At 69.8% G+C, this 23674-nt stretch carries 25 protein-coding genes, 1 tRNA gene and 2 pseudogenes; 12 read left to right on the forward strand and 16 right to left on the reverse strand.

Going from position 1 to position 23674, the window contains the following annotated elements; translation table 11 throughout:
- Window positions 1-157: 157 nt before the first annotated feature.
- A pseudogene (locus OG254_RS20935) lies at window positions 158-431 on the reverse strand (IS6 family transposase); the annotation flags it as partial.
- A 246-nt stretch (window positions 432-677) separates the two neighbouring features.
- On the opposite strand from OG254_RS20935, the gene OG254_RS20940 reads away from it, so the two are divergent.
- Window positions 678-1898 (forward strand): helix-turn-helix domain-containing protein, encoded by a 1221-nt coding sequence (locus tag OG254_RS20940; protein ID WP_405583865.1) that lies wholly within the window; start codon window positions 678-680, stop codon window positions 1896-1898.
- A gap of 72 nt (window positions 1899-1970) precedes the next feature.
- Here the strand turns inward: OG254_RS20940 and OG254_RS20945 are convergent.
- The 4 genes and pseudogenes from OG254_RS20945 to OG254_RS20960 all read right to left on the reverse strand — a co-directional run.
- A pseudogene (locus OG254_RS20945) lies at window positions 1971-2090 on the reverse strand (transposase); the annotation flags it as partial.
- A gap of 138 nt (window positions 2091-2228) precedes the next feature.
- Entirely contained in the window at window positions 2229-4301 is a 2073-nt protein-coding gene (locus OG254_RS20950) for a hypothetical protein (RefSeq protein WP_405583867.1), read from the reverse strand.
- A complete protein-coding gene (locus OG254_RS20955; RefSeq protein WP_405583869.1) occupies window positions 4279-5565 on the reverse strand; it encodes a helix-turn-helix domain-containing protein in 1287 nt (428 codons plus the stop codon). Before OG254_RS20955 ends, OG254_RS20950 begins: the two co-directional genes overlap by 23 nt.
- A gap of 443 nt (window positions 5566-6008) precedes the next feature.
- Window positions 6009-6212, reverse strand: a complete 204-nt coding sequence (locus OG254_RS20960) for a hypothetical protein (protein ID WP_405583871.1) — start codon at window positions 6210-6212, stop codon at window positions 6009-6011.
- A 466-nt stretch (window positions 6213-6678) separates the two neighbouring features.
- Between OG254_RS20960 and OG254_RS20965 the strand changes: the two genes are divergently transcribed.
- The 10 genes from OG254_RS20965 to OG254_RS21010 all read left to right on the forward strand — a co-directional run bounded on the left by OG254_RS20965 (window position 6679) and on the right by OG254_RS21010 (window position 16871).
- Window positions 6679-7779, forward strand: coding sequence for a GNAT family N-acetyltransferase (locus tag OG254_RS20965; protein ID WP_405583873.1), 1101 nt, complete (start codon window positions 6679-6681; stop codon window positions 7777-7779).
- Window positions 7772-8149 carry a nucleotide pyrophosphohydrolase gene (locus OG254_RS20970; RefSeq protein ID WP_405583875.1) on the forward strand — a complete coding sequence of 126 codons (378 nt, stop codon included), beginning with the start codon at window positions 7772-7774 and terminating at the stop codon, window positions 8147-8149. Before OG254_RS20965 ends, OG254_RS20970 begins: the two co-directional genes overlap by 8 nt.
- Window positions 8146-8820, forward strand: coding sequence for a hypothetical protein (locus tag OG254_RS20975; protein ID WP_405583877.1), 675 nt, complete (start codon window positions 8146-8148; stop codon window positions 8818-8820). The genes OG254_RS20970 and OG254_RS20975 overlap by 4 nt, the downstream gene beginning before the upstream one ends.
- Window positions 8817-10103, forward strand: coding sequence for a hydroxymethylcytosylglucuronate/cytosylglucuronate synthase (locus tag OG254_RS20980; RefSeq protein ID WP_405583879.1), 1287 nt, complete (start codon window positions 8817-8819; stop codon window positions 10101-10103). Before OG254_RS20975 ends, OG254_RS20980 begins: the two co-directional genes overlap by 4 nt.
- A gap of 14 nt (window positions 10104-10117) precedes the next feature.
- Window positions 10118-11110, forward strand: coding sequence for a cytosylglucuronate decarboxylase (gene blsE / locus OG254_RS20985; RefSeq protein WP_405583881.1), 993 nt, complete (start codon window positions 10118-10120; stop codon window positions 11108-11110).
- A gap of 57 nt (window positions 11111-11167) precedes the next feature.
- Window positions 11168-12106: a CGA synthase-related protein gene (gene blsF, locus OG254_RS20990; RefSeq protein WP_405583883.1), complete on the forward strand. Its 939-nt coding sequence runs from the start codon at window positions 11168-11170 to the stop codon at window positions 12104-12106.
- 51 nt (window positions 12107-12157) lie between these two features.
- On the forward strand, window positions 12158-13321 hold the full coding sequence (locus OG254_RS20995) for a DegT/DnrJ/EryC1/StrS family aminotransferase (RefSeq protein ID WP_405583885.1): 1164 nt from the start codon (window positions 12158-12160) through the stop codon (window positions 13319-13321).
- Between the two features lie 35 nt (window positions 13322-13356).
- Window positions 13357-14712: an MFS transporter gene (locus tag OG254_RS21000; RefSeq protein WP_405583887.1), complete on the forward strand. Its 1356-nt coding sequence runs from the start codon at window positions 13357-13359 to the stop codon at window positions 14710-14712.
- 213 nt (window positions 14713-14925) lie between these two features.
- Window positions 14926-15249, forward strand: a complete 324-nt coding sequence (locus tag OG254_RS21005) for a hypothetical protein (RefSeq protein ID WP_405583889.1) — start codon at window positions 14926-14928, stop codon at window positions 15247-15249.
- A gap of 2 nt (window positions 15250-15251) precedes the next feature.
- Window positions 15252-16871 carry an ABC-F family ATP-binding cassette domain-containing protein gene (locus OG254_RS21010; RefSeq protein WP_405583891.1) on the forward strand — a complete coding sequence of 540 codons (1620 nt, stop codon included), beginning with the start codon at window positions 15252-15254 and terminating at the stop codon, window positions 16869-16871.
- A 448-nt stretch (window positions 16872-17319) separates the two neighbouring features.
- Here the strand turns inward: OG254_RS21010 and OG254_RS21015 are convergent, their stop codons facing one another.
- Window positions 17320-17706 carry a hypothetical protein gene (locus OG254_RS21015; protein WP_405583894.1) on the reverse strand — a complete coding sequence of 129 codons (387 nt, stop codon included), beginning with the start codon at window positions 17704-17706 and terminating at the stop codon, window positions 17320-17322.
- A 118-nt stretch (window positions 17707-17824) separates the two neighbouring features.
- A complete protein-coding gene (locus OG254_RS21020; protein ID WP_405583897.1) occupies window positions 17825-18271 on the reverse strand; it encodes a hypothetical protein in 447 nt (148 codons plus the stop codon).
- Between the two features lie 510 nt (window positions 18272-18781).
- Here OG254_RS21020 and OG254_RS21025 point away from each other — a divergent pair.
- A tRNA-Arg gene (locus tag OG254_RS21025) sits at window positions 18782-18854 on the forward strand.
- A gap of 90 nt (window positions 18855-18944) precedes the next feature.
- Here OG254_RS21025 and OG254_RS21030 read toward each other — a convergent pair.
- The 9 genes from OG254_RS21030 to OG254_RS21070 form a co-directional block, all read right to left on the reverse strand.
- On the reverse strand, window positions 18945-20069 hold the full coding sequence (locus OG254_RS21030; protein ID WP_405583899.1) for a tyrosine-type recombinase/integrase: 1125 nt from the start codon (window positions 20067-20069) through the stop codon (window positions 18945-18947).
- Window positions 20069-20281 (reverse strand): excisionase family DNA-binding protein, encoded by a 213-nt coding sequence (locus OG254_RS21035; protein WP_405583901.1) that lies wholly within the window; start codon window positions 20279-20281, stop codon window positions 20069-20071. Before OG254_RS21035 ends, OG254_RS21030 begins: the two co-directional genes overlap by 1 nt.
- Window positions 20281-21675, reverse strand: coding sequence for a replication initiator protein RepSA (gene repSA / locus OG254_RS21040; RefSeq protein ID WP_405583903.1), 1395 nt, complete (start codon window positions 21673-21675; stop codon window positions 20281-20283). Before repSA ends, OG254_RS21035 begins: the two co-directional genes overlap by 1 nt.
- A gap of 4 nt (window positions 21676-21679) precedes the next feature.
- Window positions 21680-21889 (reverse strand): hypothetical protein, encoded by a 210-nt coding sequence (locus tag OG254_RS21045; RefSeq protein WP_405583906.1) that lies wholly within the window; start codon window positions 21887-21889, stop codon window positions 21680-21682.
- Between the two features lie 5 nt (window positions 21890-21894).
- Window positions 21895-22074, reverse strand: coding sequence for a hypothetical protein (locus tag OG254_RS21050; RefSeq protein ID WP_405583908.1), 180 nt, complete (start codon window positions 22072-22074; stop codon window positions 21895-21897).
- A gap of 93 nt (window positions 22075-22167) precedes the next feature.
- Window positions 22168-22533: a hypothetical protein gene (locus OG254_RS21055; protein WP_405583911.1), complete on the reverse strand. Its 366-nt coding sequence runs from the start codon at window positions 22531-22533 to the stop codon at window positions 22168-22170.
- Window positions 22534-22549: 16 nt separating this feature from the next.
- Window positions 22550-22732 (reverse strand): mobile element transfer protein, encoded by a 183-nt coding sequence (locus OG254_RS21060; protein WP_405583914.1) that lies wholly within the window; start codon window positions 22730-22732, stop codon window positions 22550-22552.
- 20 nt (window positions 22733-22752) lie between these two features.
- Window positions 22753-23397, reverse strand: coding sequence for a DUF2637 domain-containing protein (locus OG254_RS21065; RefSeq protein WP_405583916.1), 645 nt, complete (start codon window positions 23395-23397; stop codon window positions 22753-22755).
- Between the two features lie 79 nt (window positions 23398-23476).
- Entirely contained in the window at window positions 23477-23644 is a 168-nt protein-coding gene (locus OG254_RS21070; RefSeq protein ID WP_405583919.1) for a hypothetical protein, read from the reverse strand.
- Window positions 23645-23674: the final 30 nt, after the last annotated feature.

The raw sequence follows: 23674 nt of genomic DNA on the forward strand, positions 1-23674 counted from the left end.
CGGCAGCGGTCGAGCCCTGCCACAGTTGCGCTTCAGCCGAAAGGAGCCCCGGCCGCATAGCTGGGAGATCCTCGGCACTGAGACGATGTTGCTGCAGTTGCCAAAACGATGTCAACTCTTGACAACTTCTCTTGCCTACGATTTGCCTGGAGGGCAACTTACCGTTGATCGTGACGAAGACCTCGTCCAGGTGCCATCCGTCCCCGGGCCACGGGCTGCGCCGGCGCAGCCGGCTCGCGTACTCCTGGCCGAACTTGGCGCACCAGCGGCGGACGGTCTCGCAGGAGACCTCGATGCCGCGCTCGGGCGTCAGCTCCTCGACCTCGCGACAGGAGAGCGGGAAGCGGAAGTCACAGCCACACGCAGTGGGAGATGATCTCCACCGGGTAGCGGTCGCCCTTGTGCGACGGCGCTACGGACTCCGTGGCCAGACGCTCCCGAGACGAAGCCTCGGCTCAGGTGGCGAAGTGCAGATCGCCCCCGGCAAGGAGGGTCACTGTGGCGAGCTTACGAAGCTTCATCACTGTGTGTCCTAAAGTAGTAGGCACAGACCCCTTAGCACGACTGTGGTGCCAGAAATTACCAACATCTTGCCAAAGCTGGCAATGATGGGGCGAGTTCTGAGTGATCTGACACAGCCGCCCTGCAAGTACGTGAATCGATCTGACGAGTGGAACGTGGAATCTCTGAAGCAGCCCGACTTCGGGCGCCGCCTCAAGCAACTGAGAACCGAGCGACACCTGTCGCAGGCAGCCCTTGCCGGTGAAGGCATGTCGCCGGGTTATCTCTCCCGCCTGGAATCCGGCGCCAGGCCGCCCACCGCGCAGGTGGTCGCCCACATCGCCCAGCGACTGAACATCACTGTGGAGGAGCTCTCAGGAGAGCCCAGTGAAGTCAGTTCGCTTGCACGGGCACTCATTTCCGCGACCTCTGCGGGGTCGGACGCGGCAGTGGAGGCATTGGCGGACCAGGGGGCCCTCGACCCCGAGGAGGACCCGCTACTTCGCGCCCAGGCTCTTTGGCTACTGGCTGATGTGTCAGGACGGACTGGATGCCGAGAAGAGGAACAGGACTATCTGGAACGCCTCGTCTCACTCAGTGATGACCTGGGGCTCGATGACCTGAGGTCCCGAGCCCGGTCCCGGCTGGGCCGCTCCCTCCGGGCGACAGGAGCGATGCGTCGGGCAAGGGAGATCGCAACAGGGGCCTTGGAGATCGCTCGCGGAACGCCGCTGGATGCGCCCGAGATCGCCGGTGCTCTGATTACGATGATCTCCATCGAGGCCGAGGACGGGCAGCTCACTACTGCCCTGTCCTACGCGGACGAATTGCGCAAGCTCGTCCCGAATGACAGGCCCGACCTGCGGGTCGAGGCACTGTGGGCGTCGGCAACCGTCCGGGTGCGGCTAGGCGACTACGCGACCGCGGAGCGGCACCTGGAAGAAGTGCTGCAGTTGCTCACCACTCACCACGATCCGAATCTCTGGCTCCGCGCCAGGCTCGCGACCGCCTCCCTGTTTCTGCAACTGTCTCCACCTGACACCGAGATGGCGCACCGCCGGCTTATTGAGGTCTCCAACGCGGTCGAGATCACCGGAAGCCCCCTGTACCGCCAGGAGATGGAGCTTCTCTTTGCCTACCTGGCCTACCACGAAGGCCGGTTGGCCGACGCCAGGGCGGGCTACCAAGCCCTGCACGACCTCACGCTGTTGCTTACATACCGTGATAAAGCGCGATTGGCGGCGCTCGACGGCCTGCTCCTCATCAGTGAAGGAAAGATCACAGAAGGTACAGAGACTCTCGAGCGAGTGGCGTCGAGCGCCCGTGACGAGGGCAGCTTGGATCTCGCCGCCGACATCTGGCGCCTCTTGGCCAAGGCACTGGTAGGACTCCGTTAGGTCGAGGTGGATCTTGCTGGGGGTGTCTGGCCCGGGGGCCGGCCGCTGCTCGGTGAGGAAGGCGAGCGTGCCCTCGTGCACCCCCAGGTCCCGCGCGACCTCCGCCGTCGGGTTTCCGGTCTTCATCACGAGCCGTACCGCACCCTCACGGAAGGGTGCGTCATACGACCGCCGCCCCCGCCATGCCCTCAACTTCCCCTTCAGTCACACCTCCACGCGACGAGGGGAAGGTCGCTTGCAAAATCACTGAGGTTCACGGCGACAGCATGGCGAGAAGACAAGGGCCGTCCCGCGAAGACGGGGGCACGCACGTCCGGGACGGCTCGGGGATCAGCTCGGCAGGACGCCGAAGTGGCGGCGGGCCATCGTCACGGCGAGGTCCTGCACGGCGTACGCGGTCAGGTAGTAGGCCTGGGGCGAGGTGTCGGCGGACAGACTCAAAATGAACTCGGCCTCACGGTCCTCATCGGGCGCGACGCGGATCCTGCGCAGGGCCGGCTCCACCGCGCAGTCGGCGCGCAGGTAGCGCGGAACGTAAACGCCGAGGCGCAGCGGGCCGGTGCGGGCGCCGCGAACCACCAGCCGTACCCGGAGGGTGCCGCCCTGGGGCGCCTCGTCGTCGGCGTAGATCAGCACCGTTGGCGCGCCGGGCAGGCGCAAGGAGACGTCCCCGCAGCGCGGGCACATGACGCACTCGGTGTCGAGCGCGGTGGGCACCAGGGCCCTGCGGGTGTACCGCTCGGCGGGCCGACCGCAGTGGCACAGCACCTGCGCCGCGGAGGACGTGTCGAGGCGACTGCGGTCGCCGAAGTGGGCCGGGTAGTCGCTGAGCTCGTTCTCCGGGTCCTCGGCGATCCGTGCGGCTATGGCCTGGTCCAGGGACTGCAGATCGTCCAGGAGGCTGCGCATCGTGCCAGTCTGGTCACGGACCGCCAGTGAGCGGCGGGTGACCAGTCCCTCGACCTTGGCGGCGAGCTTGCCCAGCCGGGGACGCAGCGGGTTGTTGGGGGGCAGCAGCCCGCCGGCGAGGTAGGCGGTGAGGCGGGCTGAGGTGGTGAGGAGCAGCGGCTCGGGGTCCACGGACGGCGGCTCGGGTATGGGGCCCGCGTCGTCGGCGGCCATGCCGAAGTGGAGATAAGCGGGGAAGGACTGGGCGGTGGAGATGCCGGCATTCAGGCTCGGGGCGGAGGGAGCTCCGGAGAGGGCGGCGTCCATCCAGACCCGGTTCTCCACGCGGTCGGAGTCATGGACGGTGACCGCGGCGACAACGTCCTTGGCGGTGCCGTCGATCGCGTTGAGCATCAGCTGGTACTTCGGGTCGTAGATGGCCGCGTCGGCGAAGGGAGCGTTGTTGCACGAGCTCAGGACGATCTCGGCGGCGCGGACCTCGCGCAGCTGGATCAGCTTGTCCATGGGCTTGTAGCAGGTGGGGCCGTAGGCGCAGGCCGGACCGAGAAGCCCTGGGGCACGCGGGGCGGTCTCGTTCAGGCCGCACACGGTGAAGTCGGCGAGGTTGAGCGAGTCGTCCTTGCCGTGGCCCTGGAAGAAGATGCGCCTCCAGCGGGCGCCGAGGATCTCGGTCTTGATGTCCTCGCTCTCCACGTCGCGTTCGTCGCGCAGGTGGATGCCCGCCGGGGCCAGGGGGCGGTCGGTGGAGGTGTACAGGCCCAGCTGCTGGACGTCCGCGGCGATGCGGGCGTACTGCTTGGCGGTGAACCAGGCGAGGGACGCAGCGTCACGGCCGGTGAGGAAGGTGATCGACACGTCGGCGCGGTGGGCGGCAGCCAGCAGGGCGGCCCACAGCGGGTCGAGGGTGAAGTGCTCGTACAGGCCGACGATCACCAGGGAACCCGCGGGGGCGGGTCCGACTGCGCCCGAAGTACCCCCGTCCCGGCTCACCTGGAGGGTGTCGCCGTCCTTCGCCGTGCCCCCGACGCCAGGCCCGTCCGCCGGGCCGACATCCAGACGGCTCTCCGCCACACCCGTGGACCGAGGCCCGTCCGTGATGGTGCCTTCGCCAGGACCCTCCCCTTCGTCCGGCGCTCGGCGTCGCGCGCCGGGTTCATCGAAGAGCGCGGCTGGGAGTTCCTTCTCGTCGAGCCACTCCTCGGCCAGCGGTGCGATCAGTGCCGCGAGCCCGGCGGGCAGGGAGCCGGGGCTCAGCAGGACGCCGCGTGCGTGGGGGGCCGGGCGGCGCACACCCGCGTACACCGTGGCCGCGCGCCCGACGGAGGCGACGAGGTCCGGGCGGCCACCGGTCCACACCGGGACGGTCGCGGGCGAGGGGTCGGTGAGGAACTGCTCGACGGCCGCGGTGTACGTGGCCGGGTCGTCCACCGCCAGGAAGGGGGAGGAGGCCGGGACCGCCGTCCCGTCGGCGTCAGCGTGGAGCGCGGACTGCATCAGGGGGTGACTCCTTCGTGGAGGTTTGAGGGCTCCCGGAGGCTGCGGCGGCCTGCCTCTCCGAGGCCCAGGCCAGAGTCTCGGCCAGCGTGCGCCAGATCTCAGAGGCCAGGTGGACGTTGGAGGCGTTCTGGGCCTCCTGGGCGAGTTCCTCGATACGGCGGACGCCGGCTTCGCGGTCGCCCTCGAGGATGCGGATTTGGTGGGCGAGGACCTCAAGCCGGATCCGGTCGCGGAAGGTCAGCTGCGGCAGGGCGTCTGTGAGCTGTTCGCACAGCATCTTAGCCAGCACCAAGTCCCGTTGGTAGAAGGCGAGATGGGCCTTGATGACGAGAAGCTCCTGGCGGTGCAGCGGGCCTCCGAAGAGACCCAAGGCGCGTTCGGCCTCGGCCAGCCACTGTTGGGCCTCGGTCACCCGGCGCGGGGTCATTTGCAGGTACAGGGAAGAGGCGGCCAGCCGCAGCCGCAGCACCAGGTCGACGTGGCTGGGCAGTTCGGTCAGGGCCCGCTGCAACAGCTCGACGGCACCCGGGTAGTCACCCTGGCGGATGCGTACGTTGGCGGCCGACCACAGGGCCTCGGCACGCAGCACGGGGGGCAGGGCGTCGATCGGTTCCAGCAGCTGGTCGGCGAGCCGGCGCGCCTCCGTGATCAGGCCCGACTCCGCCTCGACCGAGACGAGCACCAGTTGGGCGCGGATGGTGTCTGCCGCTGGGACGGCCCCGTTGTCGGCGGTAATGAGGGCGGCCTGGGCGACGGCGCGGGCCTCGTCGATGTCACCGATGGCACGCAAGCAGCGGGCGAGGAGAGTGCGGGAGCGCACCTGCAGGGTGGACACCTCCAGGCGGTCGCTGAGTTCAGTGAGTTCGCGTGCCGCGGCGAGTTCGCCCTGGCGCTTGCCTTGCTTGGCGTGCAGCTGGGCCAGCTTCCACAGGGACAGCCAGCGCAGGGAGAGATCCTCGCCGCTCTCCGCCTGGACGGCCTCGCCGAGCAGCCGTATGGCGTCGTCGGTGTCGTCCGAGGAACTGGCGGAGGCGAGGGCCTGACCCAGCAGCGAGGTGTGGGTGCCCTGGAAGACGGACGCGGGCACCCCCAGTCGCCGGGTGAGGTGGTCGAGCACCTTGGCGGTCGGGCGCCGGGCCCCGGACTCCAGGCGTGACAGATACGCGGTGGACATGCCCCCCTCGGCAACCTCGGCCTGGGACAGGCCCCGCTGCTGCCGGAGGGTCTTCAATAGCTGTCCGAACTCGGGTTGTTCGAGCACTTAGCCATCCCTCAGCCTGTGGGTCCCCGTGAACGGGACCATCTTCAGTGCGGGACACAGGGTTGTCAACTCTTGGCAACCCTGACCGGTGAGGTGACAGCGACCCGGCAAACCGGGCCGGGCACCGGGACTGCGGACTTCGCCAGCCCCGCCCGGACACCGCTTCCGCCCGGCGTGGGACGCCGCACGGCGGCCCGCCGGTTCCAGGCCGGAACGCAGAGCGGTCCCGTCGCGGCGAGCGGGGGCCGGCCACGGATGTCCAGCGCCCGCCGTCGGGTCACGAGCAGTAACCCCAGCCGCCCACCACGCAGGCCACAGCCCGCCGCACTGGACGCTCCGCGCAGGTCAGCCCGTCACTGCAGATGCCCTACAGGTCAAGGCCGGTCGCCGCGACCCGTACCGCACAGGGCGCAAACCCTCGCCGCAACCGGGCGCCCCGCAGGTTACGGCCAGTCGATGCGGTCCGCCACGGCGGCCGCGGCGGACTGCGCGCGGACGTCGTGCGCGCCGTGCAGCGGCCAGTCGATCCTCACGTCCGCGGCCTGGACCGTACGGCCCCCGGCGCCGGCGTCGACGGCAGCCACCCCGAGTACAAGGGCGGCGGCCGACAGAACGGCGGTGGTGGCGCGACGACGGGCGTTCTCCATGAGTCTTCCCCCTGGAAGTTGGGTGTGGTGGCGCCTGTAGGCCCACCGGGCAGGTGCGCGGTCGGACCGGCCCGGAACGGTCAGTCCCCGGAAGCCGGCGGCGGCCGCACGGTCAGCTTGAAGCTAGATCACTTGCCAAAGTTTGACAAGCCTCAATGAGTTATTGACAAACTTGTCCGGCCGCGCCTAGCGTCCTGTCACGAACGAGAGAGCCGCGGTGATGCCGAGGCCCTGTCCCGGATGTCTCGGCGCCCGCCGCAGCGGGCGCGCGGTGACGACAGGGCGTGTGGTCCCGCGGCGGAGGCGACCCACGATGCGGAGTCCCATGGCACCGACCACTGGCTGAAGAAGACCCCCGCCCACCCGGTACATGCTCAAGTCCCGCGCCATGCGGGACCTTTCGGCCGGACGGCACCTGGTGTGACCAGCGACAGCAGCCCAGCGCCCAGACCAAGGTGATCACACGGTGACAGCCCTGACACACACGCCCCTGCCCACGACTGAGCCGCCCCAGACCGGTTCCCCGCGCATCCGCGCGGCCGACGAGGACGACCGAGACTTCCTCAGGTCCCTCTTCACCAGCACGCTCAGCCCGTTCTACGACGGTGACCACGCCGCGCACGCCGATCGCGTCCTCGATGCGCACCTCGCCTCCGGACGCGACCCGTTCGGCCACTTCTCCCACTCCCAGCGCACCTTCATGCTGTGTTCGGACGACACACCCGACGCCGAGCGGCTGGGTGTGCTGCACCTGGTGGTCAAGCGCCAGGGCACGGTGAAGATCAGTCCGCTGATCCTCGTGCCGGAGCACCGCAGCCGCTCCAGACTCGGCACCACGCTGTTGCGCGCGGCGGAGGACTTCGCCCGCGAGGCCGGCGCCCGGCAGCTCTACTGCACGGTCGCCGCCGCCAACACCGCCGCGATCGACTTCTTCCTCTGGCATGGCTTCGTGCCGGCGGGCGGCGCGCCCGGCCAGTACAAGTCGGACAGCACCGAGCACATGCTCTACAAGGACCTGACCCTGCGCACGGAGCCCGCCGGGGACGACCACAGCGGCGCCGTGAGCGGCGCCCGCATCCGCCTGTTCCGGCCACAGGACGCGCCCGGGCTGCGTGAGCTCGTGCTGCGCGCGATGCAGCCCGCGTACCGGGGTGTGAACGCGGACTGGGTGGACGCGCTGATTGCCGGGCACAACCGGCGCAACCACGGTGATCTCAACCAGAAGTTCAAGATCATCCACGTGGCGGTGGACGAAACGAACACCGTGCGCGGAGTGGCCGCCGCCGGCCTGAAGAAGGGCCTGTCCGTCAAGCTGATGCCGCTGTGCGCGGACCATCCAGCCGTCCTCGCCCGGCTCCTGGACCAGCTGCCCGACTTGCACCGCGGGCTCGGTCGCAAGCTCTACACCCACCAGCCGCCGGATCCCGCCATCACCGCGCTCATGCAGAGCCGCGGCTGGTTCCTGGAGGGCCTGATGCCGGCCGCGTACCACCCCGACACCTGCATCGTTCAATGGGGCCTGATCCTGCCCGCAGCGCCACACCGCACCGGAGACGCACATGAGTGACCTGGACCAGTACGCCGTCGAACTGCACTCCTTCGTAGCCGCACGCGGCTGGGACGCCTTCCAGAACCCCAAGAACCTGGCGATGGCCCTCGGCGGCGAGAGCGGGGAACTGCTGGCGCTTCTGCAGTGGCTCACCCCGGAGGAGGCCGCGGCACGCCCCTTCGAGGACCCCGAGTTCCGCCGCGAACTCGCCCACGAGCTGGCCGACATCCTCAACTATCTGCTGCGGTTGTCCCGTTCGGCCGATATCGACCTGCTCGCGGCCGCCCGCGAGAAGCTCGCCCTCAACGAGCAGCGTTACCCGGTGGAGCTGGCACGCGGTAATGCCCTGAAGTATGACCGGCTGACCGAGTCGGGTGAGCAGGCATGAGCGGCACCACTCCCCTGCCCCCTACGTCCGCTGCCGCGGCGCACACCGCGGCCGGCCTACGCATCGGCGACGGCCTCACCGGTGGCCTGCGTGTCTTTCTCGCCGCGCCGTTCGTGCAGTTCATCGATCCGGCCGATGGCGTGGTCTGTCCGCAGTGGCGGCAGCGGCTGTCGGCCTTGCGTGAGGCACTTCTCGACGCCGGGCATGCAGTCTTCAACGCCCACCACAACGAGGGGTGGGGCGAGTGGGGTCTGCCCCCACAGGAGTGCGTCCCCTCCGACTTCCGCGCGATGCAGTGCGCCGACCTGGTGCTCGCCTACCCGGGGACCCCGCCCTCGACGGGCGTCGCGCTCGAACTGGGCTGGGCCTCCGCGCTGCGCAAGCCCGTCGCCCTGCTGCTCGACCCCGGCACCACCTACAGCCCGATGATTTCGGCACTCGGCGAGATCTCCCCGGTGCTGCAGCTGCCGTTCGACGGCAGCTGGTCCGCGCAGTGCCTCGACGGCGCGGTCCGCACCGCCCTGGACTGGGCGGCCGGTCTCGGCGTCCGGCCGGGGCCGTGGAGCGCACCGGAGCTGGACCCGGCCCTGGCCTACCACCGGCACGCGACGGACCGCCCCGACACACCCGCGACGGAGCCGGCCGCTGCGGAAACGGTGGTGCCGGCATGACGACCGCACTGCGGACACTCCCCGCGGCCGCCGGGCCCGGCCGGCCGCCCACCGCCGTGACCGTCGCCCTGTGCGGTGTCGAGTTCGGCTGGGGCAGCGCCGGAAAGCTCGGTGCGATCGTGCACGCGCTGCGGGCGGAGCTCGGCGACTGCGTGCGCTTCGTCGGGCTCGGCTCGCGGCTCGGCCGCGAGATCGTGCGCGGCCACGGTGTCGAAGAGTGGCACGACGTCGACCTCACGGATGCGCGGGCGCTGCGCGCCCTGGTGGACGAGCGGTCCCTGGACGCCGCCGTGTGCGTCCTGGACCGGGCCGCTGCAGTGGCGCTGGAGGACGCCGGCTGCCCCGTCGTGTTCGTCGACAGCCTGCCGTTCCTGTGGACGAAGGACGATCTGGACAGCCTGCCGCTGCGAGCCAGCGCCTACTGCGCGCAGCTGGTTCCCGGGCTGCCGGGTCCGGCCTGGCCCGTGCTGGCCCGTGTGGAGAACCTGCGCTGGGTCGAGTCGGTGGTCGTCCCCGGGCCGGTTCGGACAGGACGCGAGATGCGGCGGGCCGGCGAACGCCGCGCGGTGGTCAGCCTGGGCGGCCTGCTGTCACCGCTGCTGGACGATCCCTCCGCCTACCTGTCCCTGACGGTGCCGGCGGCGCTTGACGCTCTCGCCGCGTGGGGCACCCGGCAGGTCACGCTGTGCGGCAACGTGCCCGAGGGGGTGTTCGACGGCTTCACCGTTCCGGCGGGCCTCGACGTACGAAGCGGCGCCCTCGGCCACCAGGGCTTCCTGACCGAGATCGCTGAGGCCGACGTCCTGCTCACCTCCCCCGGTCTGACCACGCTGCTGGAGACCAGCACGCGCGGGGTGCCCGTGGTGTGCCTGCCCCCGCAGAACATCAGCCAGATCCTCAACGCCTCCTTCTACGCGCAGGCCACCGAGGCGCCGGTCGCCGAGTGGCCCGAGGAGGTGTTCCGCGCCCAGGAGGTGCTCGACGCCCGCCTGGTCACGGCACCCGGTGACGTCGCGGACGACAGTGGATCGCCCGGCGAAGATGCCGCCCTGGAACTGATCTACGGCGGGATCGCGCGCGCCGCCCGCACCCCCGCGCCGGCCCGCGCGGCCCTGACCGAGCGCATCGGCGCCTGCCTCGCCGCGGTCGAGCGGCAGCAAGGCCAATGGACGGCCCTGGCCCGGCTGGTCGGCACCGGCGGCGCGGCCCAGGTCGCCGACATCGTGCTGGCCACCGCGGCTCGCCGCGGCACCAGTCACCGCCCCGCCGACCTCCCTTCCTGAAAGGCTGACCGATCATGCAGGAACGACACCGGTATCTGTTCATCCGTGTGCTGGAGGCATGCAACGCCGACTGCTTCATGTGCGAGTTCGCCCTGTCCCGGGACACCTACCGGTTCAGCCCGGAGGACTTCGCCGAATTGCTGCCGGAGGCGGTGGCGAAGGGGGTGGGTTACGTCCGCTTCACCGGCGGCGAGCCGCTGATGCACCGGGACGTCGTCGATCTGGTGCGCATGGGCACGGAGCACGGCATGCGCATGTCACTGATCACGAATGGCATGTTCCTGCCCCGCTTCGTCGACCGGCTCGCCGACGCCGGGCTGGCCCAGGTGATCGTCAGCCTGGACGGCTCCTCCGCTGCCACCCACGACGTCTACCGCCGCTCTCCCGGCATGTTCGACAACGGTCTGGAAGGGCTGCGCCGAGCAAAGGAGTTGGGGATCATCCCGCGCGTCAACTCCGTCGTGGGACCGCACAACTTCGCGCAGATGCCCGAGCTGCAGCGGGTGCTGACCGACCTCGGCGTCCAGCAGTGGGAGCTGTCCGCGATCAAGCTGGACCGTGAGATCCGCTATCCGTCGGCGGAGGAGGTCACCGCCGCCTGTGAGCCCATCTACACCGCCGACCCGACCACCACGCTCGTACCGCTCGGCAAGCGCTTCTACGGCGACACACCCGAGGAGCAGAAGGCCTTCTTCGAGGAGTCCCTGCCGCCGCGCGCCTCGGAGCCGCTGTGTCTGGTCACCGACGACGTGATCTACCTGGACGGCAAGAACGGCCGGATGTTCTCGTGCAGTTGCCTTCCGCACAAGGAGGGGGACGAGGGCCCCGGCGGCGCGCCGCTGCGCACCGACGACGGCAAGGTCATGCTCGACAGCCCGGTCTTCCGCACCCACGCGGATCTCTTCAAGCAGCAGGGTCCGACGATGTGCGGCGGCTGCTCCACGACCGCCGCCGGCTACAGCGACGACCTCGCCCGCATGGGCGCCGTACCGGCCTGGAACTACTGACGGCCCCGCCTTCCCCTCTCACGCCCGCGTCTGGAACCGACCGCGCCCGGAGCCACCATGTCCTCACCCACCACCGCCCCGCATCCCGCCCCGCCGCGGCTGCGCGTGCTCGTCGCCGCCCGACCCGCGCTGGAGTCCCAGGCCGCGCTGCGCCATGTCAGCGCCCACCTCACCGAAATCGAGCTGACCGGTGAGCCGGACGCAGGCCCCGCCCCCGGCGCCGCCGTGGTGTGCGACGACGATGTTCTCGCCGCGCGCCTGAGCGCCTCCGGCGTGCCAGTTGTATTCGTCGCCTCCGGTGGCCCCCCGCCCGGCGGCATCTGGCCGCCGTCGGCCGTCCGCTGCCTGCACCGGCCCGGCTGGCTGGGCGGGCAGCGCGCCAAGGGCGTGCACACGGTCGGCACGATCGCCCCGCCCCGGGCCGCCCGGGCGCGTGCGGCGCGCGGCGCGGTCGTCCAGCTGTCCACACCGGATCTGCACCCCGCCGACCACGCGGCCGTCGCCCGGGCGGGCGCGGCCCTGCGCGCCGCCGCGGAAGCGGCACGGTACGACGGGAAACCGCTGCTCGGTGTGGTCCTGGACGCGCCGGTGCCCGCGCGGTCCGCCCTGCTGGCCGCGGCCGGAGAGGACACCGGCGCGCTGCCCGTCGTAGGGGTCGAGGAGGCCGTCACGGAGCGGCTGCTGGCCGAGGCGTCGCTGCTGGTCTCCTCGCCCCTGCTGACTGCCGTCAACCAGGCGCACGCCGCTCGGGTCCCGCTGCTGCTGCTCCCGGCACTGGACGCGGACCAGGCCAGTCGGCTGGCCGGGATCACGGAAGCAGCTGGCATCGAGGTGCTCGATGCGGCCGCACCGGACACCGCGGCCGACCGTGCCGTCCGAGGTGCCGACCCGCTCTGGAACTGCATCTCCCGGGCACTGGAGCACGCCGGCGACGACCGGCGCGGCGCCCAGCGCGTCGCCCGTCAGGTCCGGCAGCTCCTGCTCGCCCCGTTCTGACGCGACCTCTCCCCGCAGCCCCTGTCCCCCACCTCGAACGGAAGCCTGCTGATGCTGCGTCCCTTCCCCTACGGCGCCAACTACCTCTCCCTGGGGGACACCCCCGAACTGCAGCGGTCCCTCGACAACAAGGTCCTCTTCCGCTACAGCGCCCCTGCGCCGAGCAACGCCGACCTGCTCGAGGCGTACGCGGCCGAGCGGCTCGGCGCGGGGCGGGCGCTGACCGTGCCGAACGGCACACAGGCCCTGCGTGTGGCGCTGATGGGCACCCGACCGCGGGTCGGCGACCCCGTGTACATACCGGCGGTCACGTTCGTCGCGGTGGCCGGTGCCGTGCTGTCCTGCGGACTGGTTCCGGTTCTCGTCGACGTCGATGAACGGTTCGGCCTGGACGCCTCGCTGCTGCCCGCGGACGCGGAGCGAGTGGTGGTGGCGCACATGGAGGGCACCGTCGTCGACCTGCCCGAGCGGGTGCCGTACCTGATCGAGGACAGCGCGCAGGCCATGGGCGGACGCCACACGGACGGGCGGCACGCCGGCACCGTCGGCTATGCGGGCACGTTCAGCTTTCACCACGCCAAGATCCTCACCTCCGGCGAGGGCGGCCTGGTCGTGGTCCGCGACCCCGCCCATTGGGACGTCTTGCGCTCCTACACCGACCATGGCTCGGCCCGCGAGCAGGGCAAGTACCCGGGCTGGAACCCCGGCGCGTTCTACGGCGAGAACTTGTGTGCCAACGAGGCCGTGGCCGCCGTACAGCTCCAGCAGTTCCGGCGGCTGGACGAGATCCTCTCCTCTCTGGAGCGGCACTACGCCCTGACGCTGGAGGCGCTCGGCGAGCGCTCGGACGTCACAGTGATCCCCAAGCGCCCCGGTGACGTCAAGACCAGCGTGCGGCTTCTGCTGGAGTCGCGACAGCTGCGAGACCGGGCCATCGAGCGGCTGGAGGAACGGGGGCTGCCCTGCTGGAGCCTGGACAAATACCTTTTGCCCGAGCACCCGGTGGTGGCGGGCCGCGCCTCGCTGTACGCGGATGGGTTCCCGTGGAACCTGGCCGACGGCGACGACCGTTACGCGCCGTTGAGCCGGGACGGTTTCGCCGCAACGCGCGACGGGCTGAGCCGCACCCTGTGCGTACCGCTCACCCCGGAACTCGACGAGGCGGAACAGATCCTGCTGGCCAAGGAGATCGCCGCCGTCGTTGCCGCGCTCTGAACGGCACCTCCCTGCCCGGCGGACCATCCCTCCTCGTGGACCGTCCCCACGAGAACCGAGAGAAGACGATGACCCACGCCGCATCCGACAGCCGGACCGAAGACCCGTCCACCGAAACCGGCTCCAAGACCCCGCCCGCCGGGAACCGGTTCCTCACCGTCCTGAGCGACAAGGCCATGCGCGCCCCACTGCTGTGGAGCACCGTCGGCCGGTTCCCGCTGTACCTGGTCACGCTCGCCCTCGTAGTGTTCGCCACCTCGCGCGGCACGGGCTACGGCTCAGCGGGCCTGCTGCTGGCCTGCTACACGCTGGGCGGTGCGGTGCTTGCGCCGGTCGTCGCCCGCCGCGTCGACGTGCTCGGCCAGACTCCCCTGCTCCTCCTGACCGGTGTCGTCCACCCGCTGGCACTGATCGGCCTGGTGTGCACGGCGCCCGACGCCCGCATCCCGCAGCTGGTGTGCGCGAGCGTCGCGGGCGCCACGATCCCACCGGTCAGCGGCTGTGTCCGGTCGCTGTGGAGCGCGCTGCCCAGCGGCCGGGAGGCGGCATTCTCCCTGGAAGCGGTGCTCAGCGAGGTCTTCGTCATCGGCGGACCGCTGCTGCTCAGCGCCGTACTGTTCTGGGGGACCCCGGCCACGGCCCTGGTCGTCGGCGGGCTTCTGGCGGGCGTGGGGGCCATCGGTTTCGCCACCACGCAAGCCTCGCGCAACTGGCGCGCCGAGGAGTCCGAGAGCGACCTGCTGGGCGCGCTGCGCTCGCCGGGCCTGGTCCGGCTGCTGGCCATCCTGGTCTGCGCGGCCGTGTCCATGGGCGTGTTCAACCTGGTCCTGCCCGCCTTTGCCGAGGAACACGGCTCCGCGGACAGCATCGGCCTGATCTTCGGTGCCTGGGGCGTCGGAGGGCTCGTCGGCGGGCTCTGGTACGGCAGCCGTACCCGGGACTGGCCCGCCGAACGCACCTTCGTCATCGGCCTGCTCATCCTGTCCGCGTTCACCGCACTGCCCCTGCTCGCCTGGGACAACTGGTCGATGGCCGTGGCCCTCGCCCTGGGGGGCGTGGTCATCGCCCCGGTGACGGCCGTGGAGTACGAACTCGTCGCGCGCACGGCCCCGTCAGGCGCCATCACCGAGGCCTTCACCTGGGTCATCACCGTGAACGTCGTCGGCACCGCCGTCGGCGCTCAGCTCGGCGGTCTCCTCGTCGGCGCCTACGGCACCTGGGCGGCCTTCGTCGCCGCGGTCGCCGCCCTGCTCGCGGCCGCCGCCGTCGCCTTCGCCGTACGCCACCGGTTCACGGCCCCGGCCGGCACCCCCGGCTCTACCCACCCCGATCCAGCGGACCCGGAGCTGTACGACTCCACCGCGCTCCGCCCACCCAAGGATGGCGCATGACCGATCCCCGTCCCTCCCTGCTGCTGGTCGACGGACGTCCGGGCAGTTCCACTGACTACGTCATCGGCCGGCCGGACTCTGCGTCACCCTGCTCCGCTTCGAACGCTGGGCCTCGTACCGGGACTGGGCGGCGCGGCAGTCGTCACCGCCCCGGTACTTCTGCAATCCGCAGCAGCCGCTGCGGGAGATCTCGCAGGCCTTCGCCGCACTGACATGAGCGAGATCGGCGCCCGGCTCGCCGGCTGCGAGATCCCCACCAACCACGAGTTGTCGTACAGCTTCGACATCCATAGCGCGATCCTCGACACCTACCTGGGCCGCGTCCCCGAGCTGCGCTACACCCGACGCCGCTGGGTGGGCGACCTGTTGCTGCCTCCGCCCGGCGCCGGACGGGTCGTGGCGGTCACCCCGCTCGAGAAACTACTGCGGCTGCCCGGCGTGCTCGGCGGGCGCGTGCTGCTCGTGCCGGGCACGGAGGTCACACCGCAGCGCGCCTCACCCACGCCGTATCCGTACAGCAGACAAGGACACAGGTAAAGATGGGACATCTGGAGGCCTCTCACCTCGAGTACTACCTGCCCGACGGGCGGACACTGCTCGGCGACGTGTCGTTCCGGGTGGGCGAGGGAGCGGTGGCGGCCCTGGTCGGCGCGAACGGCGCCGGCAAGACGACCCTGCTGCGGCTGCTGTCCGGCGAGCTGAAGCCGCACGGCGGCACGGTCACGTCGAGCGGCGGTGTCGGGGTGATGCGGCAGTTCGTCGGTTCGGTGCGGGACGAGAGCACGGTCCGCGACCTGCTGGTGTCAGTGGCGCCGCCGGGCATCCGGCGAGCCGCGCAGGCCGTGGACGCGGCCGAACACCTGCTCGTGACGGTGGACGACGAGGCCGCTCAGATGAAGTACGCCCAGGCCCTGGCCGACTGGGCGGAGGTACGCGGCTACGAGGCGGAGACCCTGTGGGACATGTGCACCATGGCCGCGCTCGGCGTGCCGTACGAGAAGGCGCAGTGGCGTCAGATTCGCACGCTCTCGGGCGGTGAGCAGAAGCGGCTCGTCCTGGAGGCGCTGCTGCGCGGTCCCGATGAGGTGCTCCTGCTGGACGAGCCCGACAACTACCTGGACGTACCGGGCAAACGGTGGCTGGAGCACCGGCTCGGTGAGACCGGCAAGACCGTGCTGTTCGTCTCGCACGACCGGGAGCTGCTGGCGCGCGCCGCCGAGCGGATCATCGCGGTGGAGCCGAGCCCGGCCGGCTCCGACGTCTGGGTGCACGGCAGCGGTTTCGGCACCTTCCACGAGGCGCGGCAGGAGCGGTTCGCCCGGTTTCAGGAGCTGCGCCGCCGCTGGGACGAGAAGCACGCCCAACTCAAAAAGTTGGTGCGCGACCTGCAGCAGTACGCCGCGCGCAGCGACGACATGGCTTCTCGTTACCAGGCGGCGCGGACCCGGCTGCGCAAGTTCGAGGAGGCCGGTCCGCCGCCGGAGCCACCGCGCAAGCAGGAGATCCGGATGCGTCTGCACGGCGGGCGCACCGGGGTGCGGGCCGTCACCTGTGCGCAGTTGGAGCTGACTGGACTGATGAAGCCTTTTTCTCTGGAGATCTTCTACGGCGAGCGGGTGGCGGTGCTCGGCTCCAACGGGTCGGGCAAGTCGCACTTCCTGCGGCTGCTGGCCGGGGAGGGCGTGGCGCACACGGGCGCGGCGACACTGGGCGCACGGGTGGTACCGGGTCATTTCGCCCAGACACATGCGCATCCCGAACTGATGGGGCGCACCCTGGTGGACATCCTGTGGACCGAGCACGCCCAGGACCGGGGCGCGGCCATGTCGGCGCTCCGCCGCTACGAATTGGACCGGCAGGGTGACCAGGCTTTCGACCGGCTCTCCGGCGGGCAGCAGGCGCGCTTTCAGATCCTGCTGCTGGAACTGCAGGGAACCACCGCCCTGCTGCTGGACGAGCCGACCGACAACCTGGACTTGGAGTCGGCGGAGGCCCTGCAGGAGGGGCTGGAGGCGTACGAGGGGACGGTCCTGGCGGTCACCCACGACCGCTGGTTTGCACGGTCTTTCGACCGCTTCCTGGTGTTCGGCAGCGACGGCCGGGTACGCGAGACGCCGGAGCCGGTGTGGGACGAGCGCCGCGTGGAGCGGGCACGCTGACGGAGTGAAGCGTGTGCCGTTCAGAAATGCGCCGCTGCAGCTCATAGGGGGTCTGTCGGGAACTGCTGGGGTACTGGGACCATGCCGAGATGATCGTCTCGCTGGTGTATCGGGTGACGCGGAAGCTGTTGTCGGTCCCGGCGGTGCTGCTGCGCCGGCAGGCGGCCAAGGACACTGAATTGCTCGTGCTCCGGCACGAGAATGCAGTGCTGCGTAGGCAACTTGCGGGCCCGGTGCGGTACGAGCAGGCGGACCGGCTCTGGTTCGCAGCGCTGTCCTCGCTGATACCCAGATGGCGCTGGGCGCAGGTGCTTCCCGTGACGCCAGGGACGTTGCCCGGTTGGCACCGACGGCTTGTCGCACGCAGGTGGGACTACAGCGATCGCAGGGGCAAGCCGGGTCGGCCACCGACGTCGACGACGGTGAAGGAGCGTATCTCTCCGCAGCTTCACGGTTCAGTGCTCTGCGACTCCGCGCGTGATTGCGGGCTGCCGGTTCGGGACACGCCGAGGTACCGCTCCAGGGCCTGCTTGATTACTTCGTACGGTGAGCAGTCTCGCCGGTCGGATTCGGCGCGCAGCCACTCCTCGAGTTCGTCGGAGAGGTACTTGTAGCGGTTGGCCAGGTTCTCAAGCTTGGTTACCCAGCGGCAGTTTTCTGGGCTGTAGCCGCGGTTATTGTCCTTGCGGTCGATCTTCTTGCCGTCGGCGTAACCGTTGGCAAGGGCCCAGGTGCGGAAGGCCGTGAAGTCTTGCCAATCTTCACAGACGGTGATTCCGCGGCCCACGTGGCGGTGGGCGCTGCGAATATTGGGGCTGGAACAGCGAAAACGCATGTCAGTCCAGATTCCATAGAGCCGTGATGCGTACTGGCCGTGGGTGGTCGCCTGCTCCCTCCACAGGCAGCCGCAGCTCTTGCTCCGGCCGCTGCGCAGGTTGCTTAGGCGTACTTCCTCAGTGGTCTCGTCGTTGCATGAGCATCTCACCAGGGCGAAGCTGGCGCGGGTTCCGGACTGGCGCGACCCCGAACGCGAAGATGAAGGGACAGCCGTTGTCCGGCTCATTCACCTCCTCATGAGCAAGGCGCCCGGAATCCGCGCATTCACCTACGACACTGCCCTCCGCGGCGCCCACCGGGCACCACTTATCGCGGACGGAATCGTCGTCCCCCCCCAACACGGAGGCCTCGAACCACACCCTCTGGAGCGTTATGAGAAAGGCGGAAAGCGCAAATGCAGCCATGACTTGTACGCTGTTGAAGGGCGGGTCTGTGAGCGCCGCTTCACGGTGGACGGCGATACCTATTACATGCCTCTTCTCGTCGAAGAACTGGAACGCCGCAAGCAGAAGACGAGCCGCTTCTACCACCGCCTCGTAATCCCCTGCTCCCATGGTGACCACAAATTCCGCATTCGCGTAGATGAAACCCCTCTACCAAAAGGCAGCGTTTCAACAGGGCCGAACATCTGAGGCAGATTCCACCCGACACACCCGCCGGTCGCCGGCTCAAGGGATTCCGCCAGGACAGCGAGTCGAACCACTCCCGCTTCGACCAGTGCTACCCGCACAAGCGCGTCCCTGCCTACGGCGCCAACGCCGGCCTGCTGATCCACATCGGCTACGCCTGGGTCAACAACTCCATCACCCGTGGCCTGGCGCACAGGCACTACGACCTCGCGGCTTGACCCCCGTCATCCTCGCGGTCGATGCCCGGCCCTAGGCTCGCACACCGGGGCTGTCTGCCCGATCTGCCCTGCCACCCGGCAGCCAACAAGACCAACGCCCCAGCCGCTACACTGTGGGCGGTGGCACAGCTGCACGGCAGCCATGCCGTCGCAACCCTGCCGGGAGCACGTCTGACGCCCGCACCATCTGGGCAATAGCTTCAGACACGTTTTCCGACAGATCCCCGCCTTCGTAGCTCAGGGGATAGAGCACCGCTCTCCTAAAGCGGGTGTCGCAGGTTCGAATCCTGCCGGGGGCACACGACTAAGGGCCAGTTCAGAGGCTTGATCCTCTCGAACTGGCCCTTTGCCGTGATCACGGCCGTGCCACGCCCGTGCCACAAAGTCCACTAAGAGTCCACATCGCCCCGTTCCTTGCGGATCATCGAGCCGAGCCGATCGGCGATCTCACGGTCACGTCCGCTGACCACGTGCTGATAGATCAGGGCCGCGCGGGGCGTGCTGTGGCCCATCCTGGTCATCAGCTCACGCAGGCTCGCACCGGACGCGGCGAGGGTGTTTCCCGTGTGCCGAAGGTCGTGGAAATGCACGTCTACCGTGACCTTCGCCTTGGTGCGCGCATTGATCCAGTCGTCCCGGAAGTTGCTCCGCCGCAGCCGACCGCCCTGGGGACCAAGGAAGACATGACCGTCCCGGCCGGCCCCTGCGAAGCCGTCGAGATGCTGCTTCACATCCGGCAGGAGTTCGGTCGGGAAGGCCACCGGCCGAACCCCTGCATCGGACTTGGGCGCCTTGTCGAAGAGCGCGCCTGTCTGCATCTCAGCCTGTGATCGCCGGACAATGAGCGCAGCGTTCTCCGTGTCGACGTCCCGCCGGCGGAGCGAGGCCAGCTCCCCGAAGCGCAGTCCGGTGAACGCGGCCAGGAGGACGAGCAGCCGGTAGCGCGGCGCAATCGCATCGGCCACGGCGAACACCTCGGCCACCGTGAGGGTAGGACGCTCGGGTACGTCGTAGCGGTCGGCGCCCTTGATCCGGCACGGGTTGCGGCGGATCAGCTCGTCATCAACAGCCGTGTTCAGGATCGCCCTCATGATCTGGTACGCCTTGACCACGGTCGGCTCACCGGTCCGCGCGAGGCACGCCGTACGCCAGGCCCGGACCTGAGCTGTCGTGATCGAGGACAACGGCCGCTCACCGAAGGTAGGTAGCAGGTGCAGCCGAATCACCGACTCATGGCGCTCGTGTGAACGGGCGGCAAGCTTCCGGTCCTTGAGCCACGCCGTGGCGTACTCGCCGAAGTGGACCTTACCCGCGTCGGGGTCGCTCCACTGTCCCCGAGTGATGTCCGCCTCAATGTGGGTCAGTGCGACCTCGGCATCGGTCTTGGTGGCGTACGTCTCCTCTGCACTGCGGAGCTGACCCGTGCTCGGATCACGGTAACGAGCTTGCCAGCGGCCAGAGTTGAGCCTTCGGACCGAGCCGAAGCGGCGCCGCCTGCCCTGGTTGTTCGCCACTAGGCAACCCTCCTGAGGACGCCAGGCCGAACGGTGACCGGCTGCACGGTGTTCGCGGCGATGTACTCGTCCAGCACGCGCTCCGAGATCCGGACGTTGCGACCGACCTTGACGTAGGCGATGCGACGTTCCTCGATCAGCCGACGAGGGAAGCGGACGCCCGTGCCAAGGCGAGTGGCGACCTGCTTGACGTCCAGAAGTTGATCAGCCATCACCACTCCCCTTCCATCTCGTAATCCGGCATGTCGGCCAGGGCTTCGCGGGCGGTCTCGCGGTTGCGTTCGATGTCCCGGCGGATGTTGGCGGCGAACCAGGATTCGCCGGAGGTGTGGCCATGGCCGGCGTAGGCCCAGTGGGCGAGGGTCAGCGTGGTTGCCTCCACGTCGTCGGGGTCGGGCAGGCCGAGGGCTTCGCGCTGCTGGGAAGCGCGGTAGTCGGCGCGGACCTGGCGCAGGGCGCCGAGGGTGGTGGAGTAGCGGCGGGACTTGGTGGAGAAGTGGCCGCGGAAGCCGAGCATGTGAGCCCAGTCCCGCAACTTCCGGTCCGGGTAGAGCGCGTGCAGGTCGAGACAGGCCGCGATCAGACGGGCGGGGTGGTCGGGCACGTCAAGCAGAACCAGAGCCTCTTTGTTGCCGATGCGGCGATCCACGGTGCCGGTGGTCTCGGCCGCCTTGGTCGCGTACTTGGCCACGTAGGAAGCCACTGCCTGCTCGGTGATCTCCTCGTCGTGACCGAAGGCGCCGATCGGCTGCACGTCGAGCTGGGTGCCCCAGAGCAGCGTGCGGGCCGGCTCATCCCCGGCATGGGGCACGTCGACCGCGACCCGATTGGCAGCGGCATGGATCGAGTCGGTGAGCAGTTCGAGGGTGGCCCATGCCGGGGGCGGGGAGTCGGGTCCTTCGGGTCCGTCGAAGCGGATCACGGCGTGGAAGTGCACGGCCCCGCGCTTCTGGTACTCCGCGACTTTACCGAAGGACACCCGGGACTGCTCGCGAGCGGCCCTCTGGGTGAGGCCAGCCCGCTTGGCGATCTCGCGGCGGAGGTAGATCGTGAAGTAGCGCCACAGCTCGGAGGCGTGGTTGTTCCACAGCACCGCGCCGCGGTAGTCGTACGAGGCAGCATCGAGCGGGGTACCGAGTTCGGGCGAGTCCTCGGCATGCAGGGTCCCGCAGCGGCAGGGCCTCTTGCCGGGGCGGTTGTGGACCGGGCCGAACGAGGGGGCGGTGAGGGTGGCGAAGACGCGGGGATGATCCCGAACGGTCTCGGGGGTGCCCTTGTTCGGGTCGCCGGTGAGTCCGGCGCGGATGAGGTGGTAGGTGTCGCCGGCATAGGTCCAGGCGCAGGCCGGGCAGCGCGATGCACGGCGATTGCCGCAGGCCACCCGGAGCATGCCGCCCGGCTCAGTGTCCGTGGAGTACGCGTACAGCACGGTCTTCGTGGCGGGGTCGATCGTCTTCGTGCCGCCGATCAGCCGGATCGGGTCGGAGCATCCGCCAGTGCGCTTGATCTGTTCTTGCCAGCGGTCGAAGTCGGCCGATGCGGCCACCCTCAGCACATCGGAGAGGGTGGCCGCATCCAGGCCCGCCATGGTGGCGGCGTCGGTCACGCGATCACCGGCCCTTCGTGTGCGCGGGGCCGTGGTGGTCGGTGTAGTCCTGGACCAGGGCCTGGACGTCGTTGTCGCCGTTGGCGTGGTCCTCGGCGCCACAGCCGCCGCACACGTAGTCGCCCTGGGAGCGGGTGTAGCGGGTGCTGCCCTTGACCCGTAGGCCGGGGCTGTCCTCGGTGGGCGTCAGGTCGGAGGGGAGCTTGCGGAACATCCCGGTCACCTCCCAGCCCGAGCGGCGGGGGCGCGGTGGGTGTGGCCGGTGCCCTGGCAGGCGTTGCAGACGACGCGGAGCAGGACGCGGGAGCCGTCACGATGGCGGTCACCGGTAGTGATCGAGACGACCGGGAAGCCGTCGCAGTTGCGGCAGACCGGACGGTTCGAGGTGTGGGCAGGCATGATGAGTGGAGCCCTTTCGGGTCGAAAGATCAGGAAGAGGTGGAGCCGTCCGGGGCGGCAGTTCTTTGGCGAGAGAGGCCGCCCCGGAGGGCACTACTTGCGGTAGCGGTTCCTGGACCGGACGGTCCGAGAGCGTGACGAGCGGGAGCGCCGACGGGTGGCCGCCCGGGCTAACTCACGCTTCTTCTTGGACGAGCGGTTGATCGTGTAGCCCAGTCCGCCAGTCGCGGACAGGACCGCGACCGCCGATGCGGCAACGACCTGGGCGACGAAGGCGATCACCAGAAGCACCGCGATCGAGCCAGCGATGATCAACAGGGTGAGGACGATCGGGCCCGTGTAGTTGCGGGGAGCCTCTTGAACGATCACGACATTGCGCAGGTCGGTGCCGTCCGGAATCTGCCGGTAGATCTCTGCCGGGATGTGACCGGCGCGGAGCTGCTGGTCGGGTAACTGCACGGTTCAGCCCTCCGGATCAGGCGCAGCGGTGGGTACGGGCGGCGAGTTCGGCAGCCGAGCGGTCGCTGTGCTCGGTGGAGAAGCCGCACTTGGGGGCGGTGCAGGCAGCGGTGTGCTTGGTCTGGCCACGGCCGTTGTGGAACGTGGCGACCTTGACCGGGCCGATCCGGATCACGTCGTAGAAGCGGTTCGGACGCACGGGTGGAACCTCCTTGTCAGTCAGGCGAGTTGGGCGACGATCGCGCCGGCGAGGTCTTCCGGGACCCCGAGCCGGGCCCGCAGGGTGGCCGTGTCGATCTCGGTACCGGTACGGGTGCGGTGCTCGGTCGCGACCTTGCGCGCGTGGTCGACCAGAGCCGGAGGCACGCTCACGGCCGGAGCCGCCACGGGCAGCGCCTGAACGGGCTCAGGAGTGGCGATCTCCGAGGCCGGTTCAGGCTCCTCGGGGCGGTCGACCGCGACGACGGGCGGCCGGGAAGGCTCGGAGTCCGAGGCCGGTACAGGGCCGGCGGGTTGGTGAGCGAGCAGGGTTCCGCCGAGGAAGGCCAGCGCGGGCCAGCCGGCGACGAGGATGCGCAGCCAGGCCGGGACGTTCTCCAGGTCGAGCAGTCCGGCGGTGGCGATGTTGGCGCCGAGCGAGGCGACCAGGGCGACCAGGAACCAGAACCAGGCCAGCCGGGACCGCTCCGTACGGAGCCGGCGCCACACGGCGACCAAGAGCAGGTCGACCGAGACCGGGTAGGCCCAGGCCTTCCAGCCGGTCTGCCCGGCAGCTTCGGCTAGGTCGTGCAGGTGGGCGAAGGACAGGGCACCGGCGATCACGGCTTGCACGAGTACGGCGTCGATCCGGAACGAGCGGGGCATGGTCTTCACCTCCTTTGCGGGGGATCGGGCCAGGACCCGGGCGGGGAGCGTTGTCCGGCCGCCCAGTCCCGGCAGGTGTTCAGTCGTCGGCGGGGATCTCGCCCGCACCCAGGCAGCCCAGGCAGATGCCGGACTGTTCGCCGGCGTAGCGGCGCTTGCGGCCGACGCGGACGGGGCGGGAGACCTCACCGGTGCCCTTGCAGGGCGGGCACTGCTTGGTCGCGGGCTTGACGGTCTTGCGTGCCATGAGCGATCTCCGATCCGGTTTTCGGCATGG

Source organism: Streptomyces sp. NBC_01092 (assembly GCF_045039535.1).
In the GTDB taxonomy this organism is placed as follows: Bacteria; Actinomycetota; Actinomycetes; order Streptomycetales; family Streptomycetaceae; genus Streptomyces.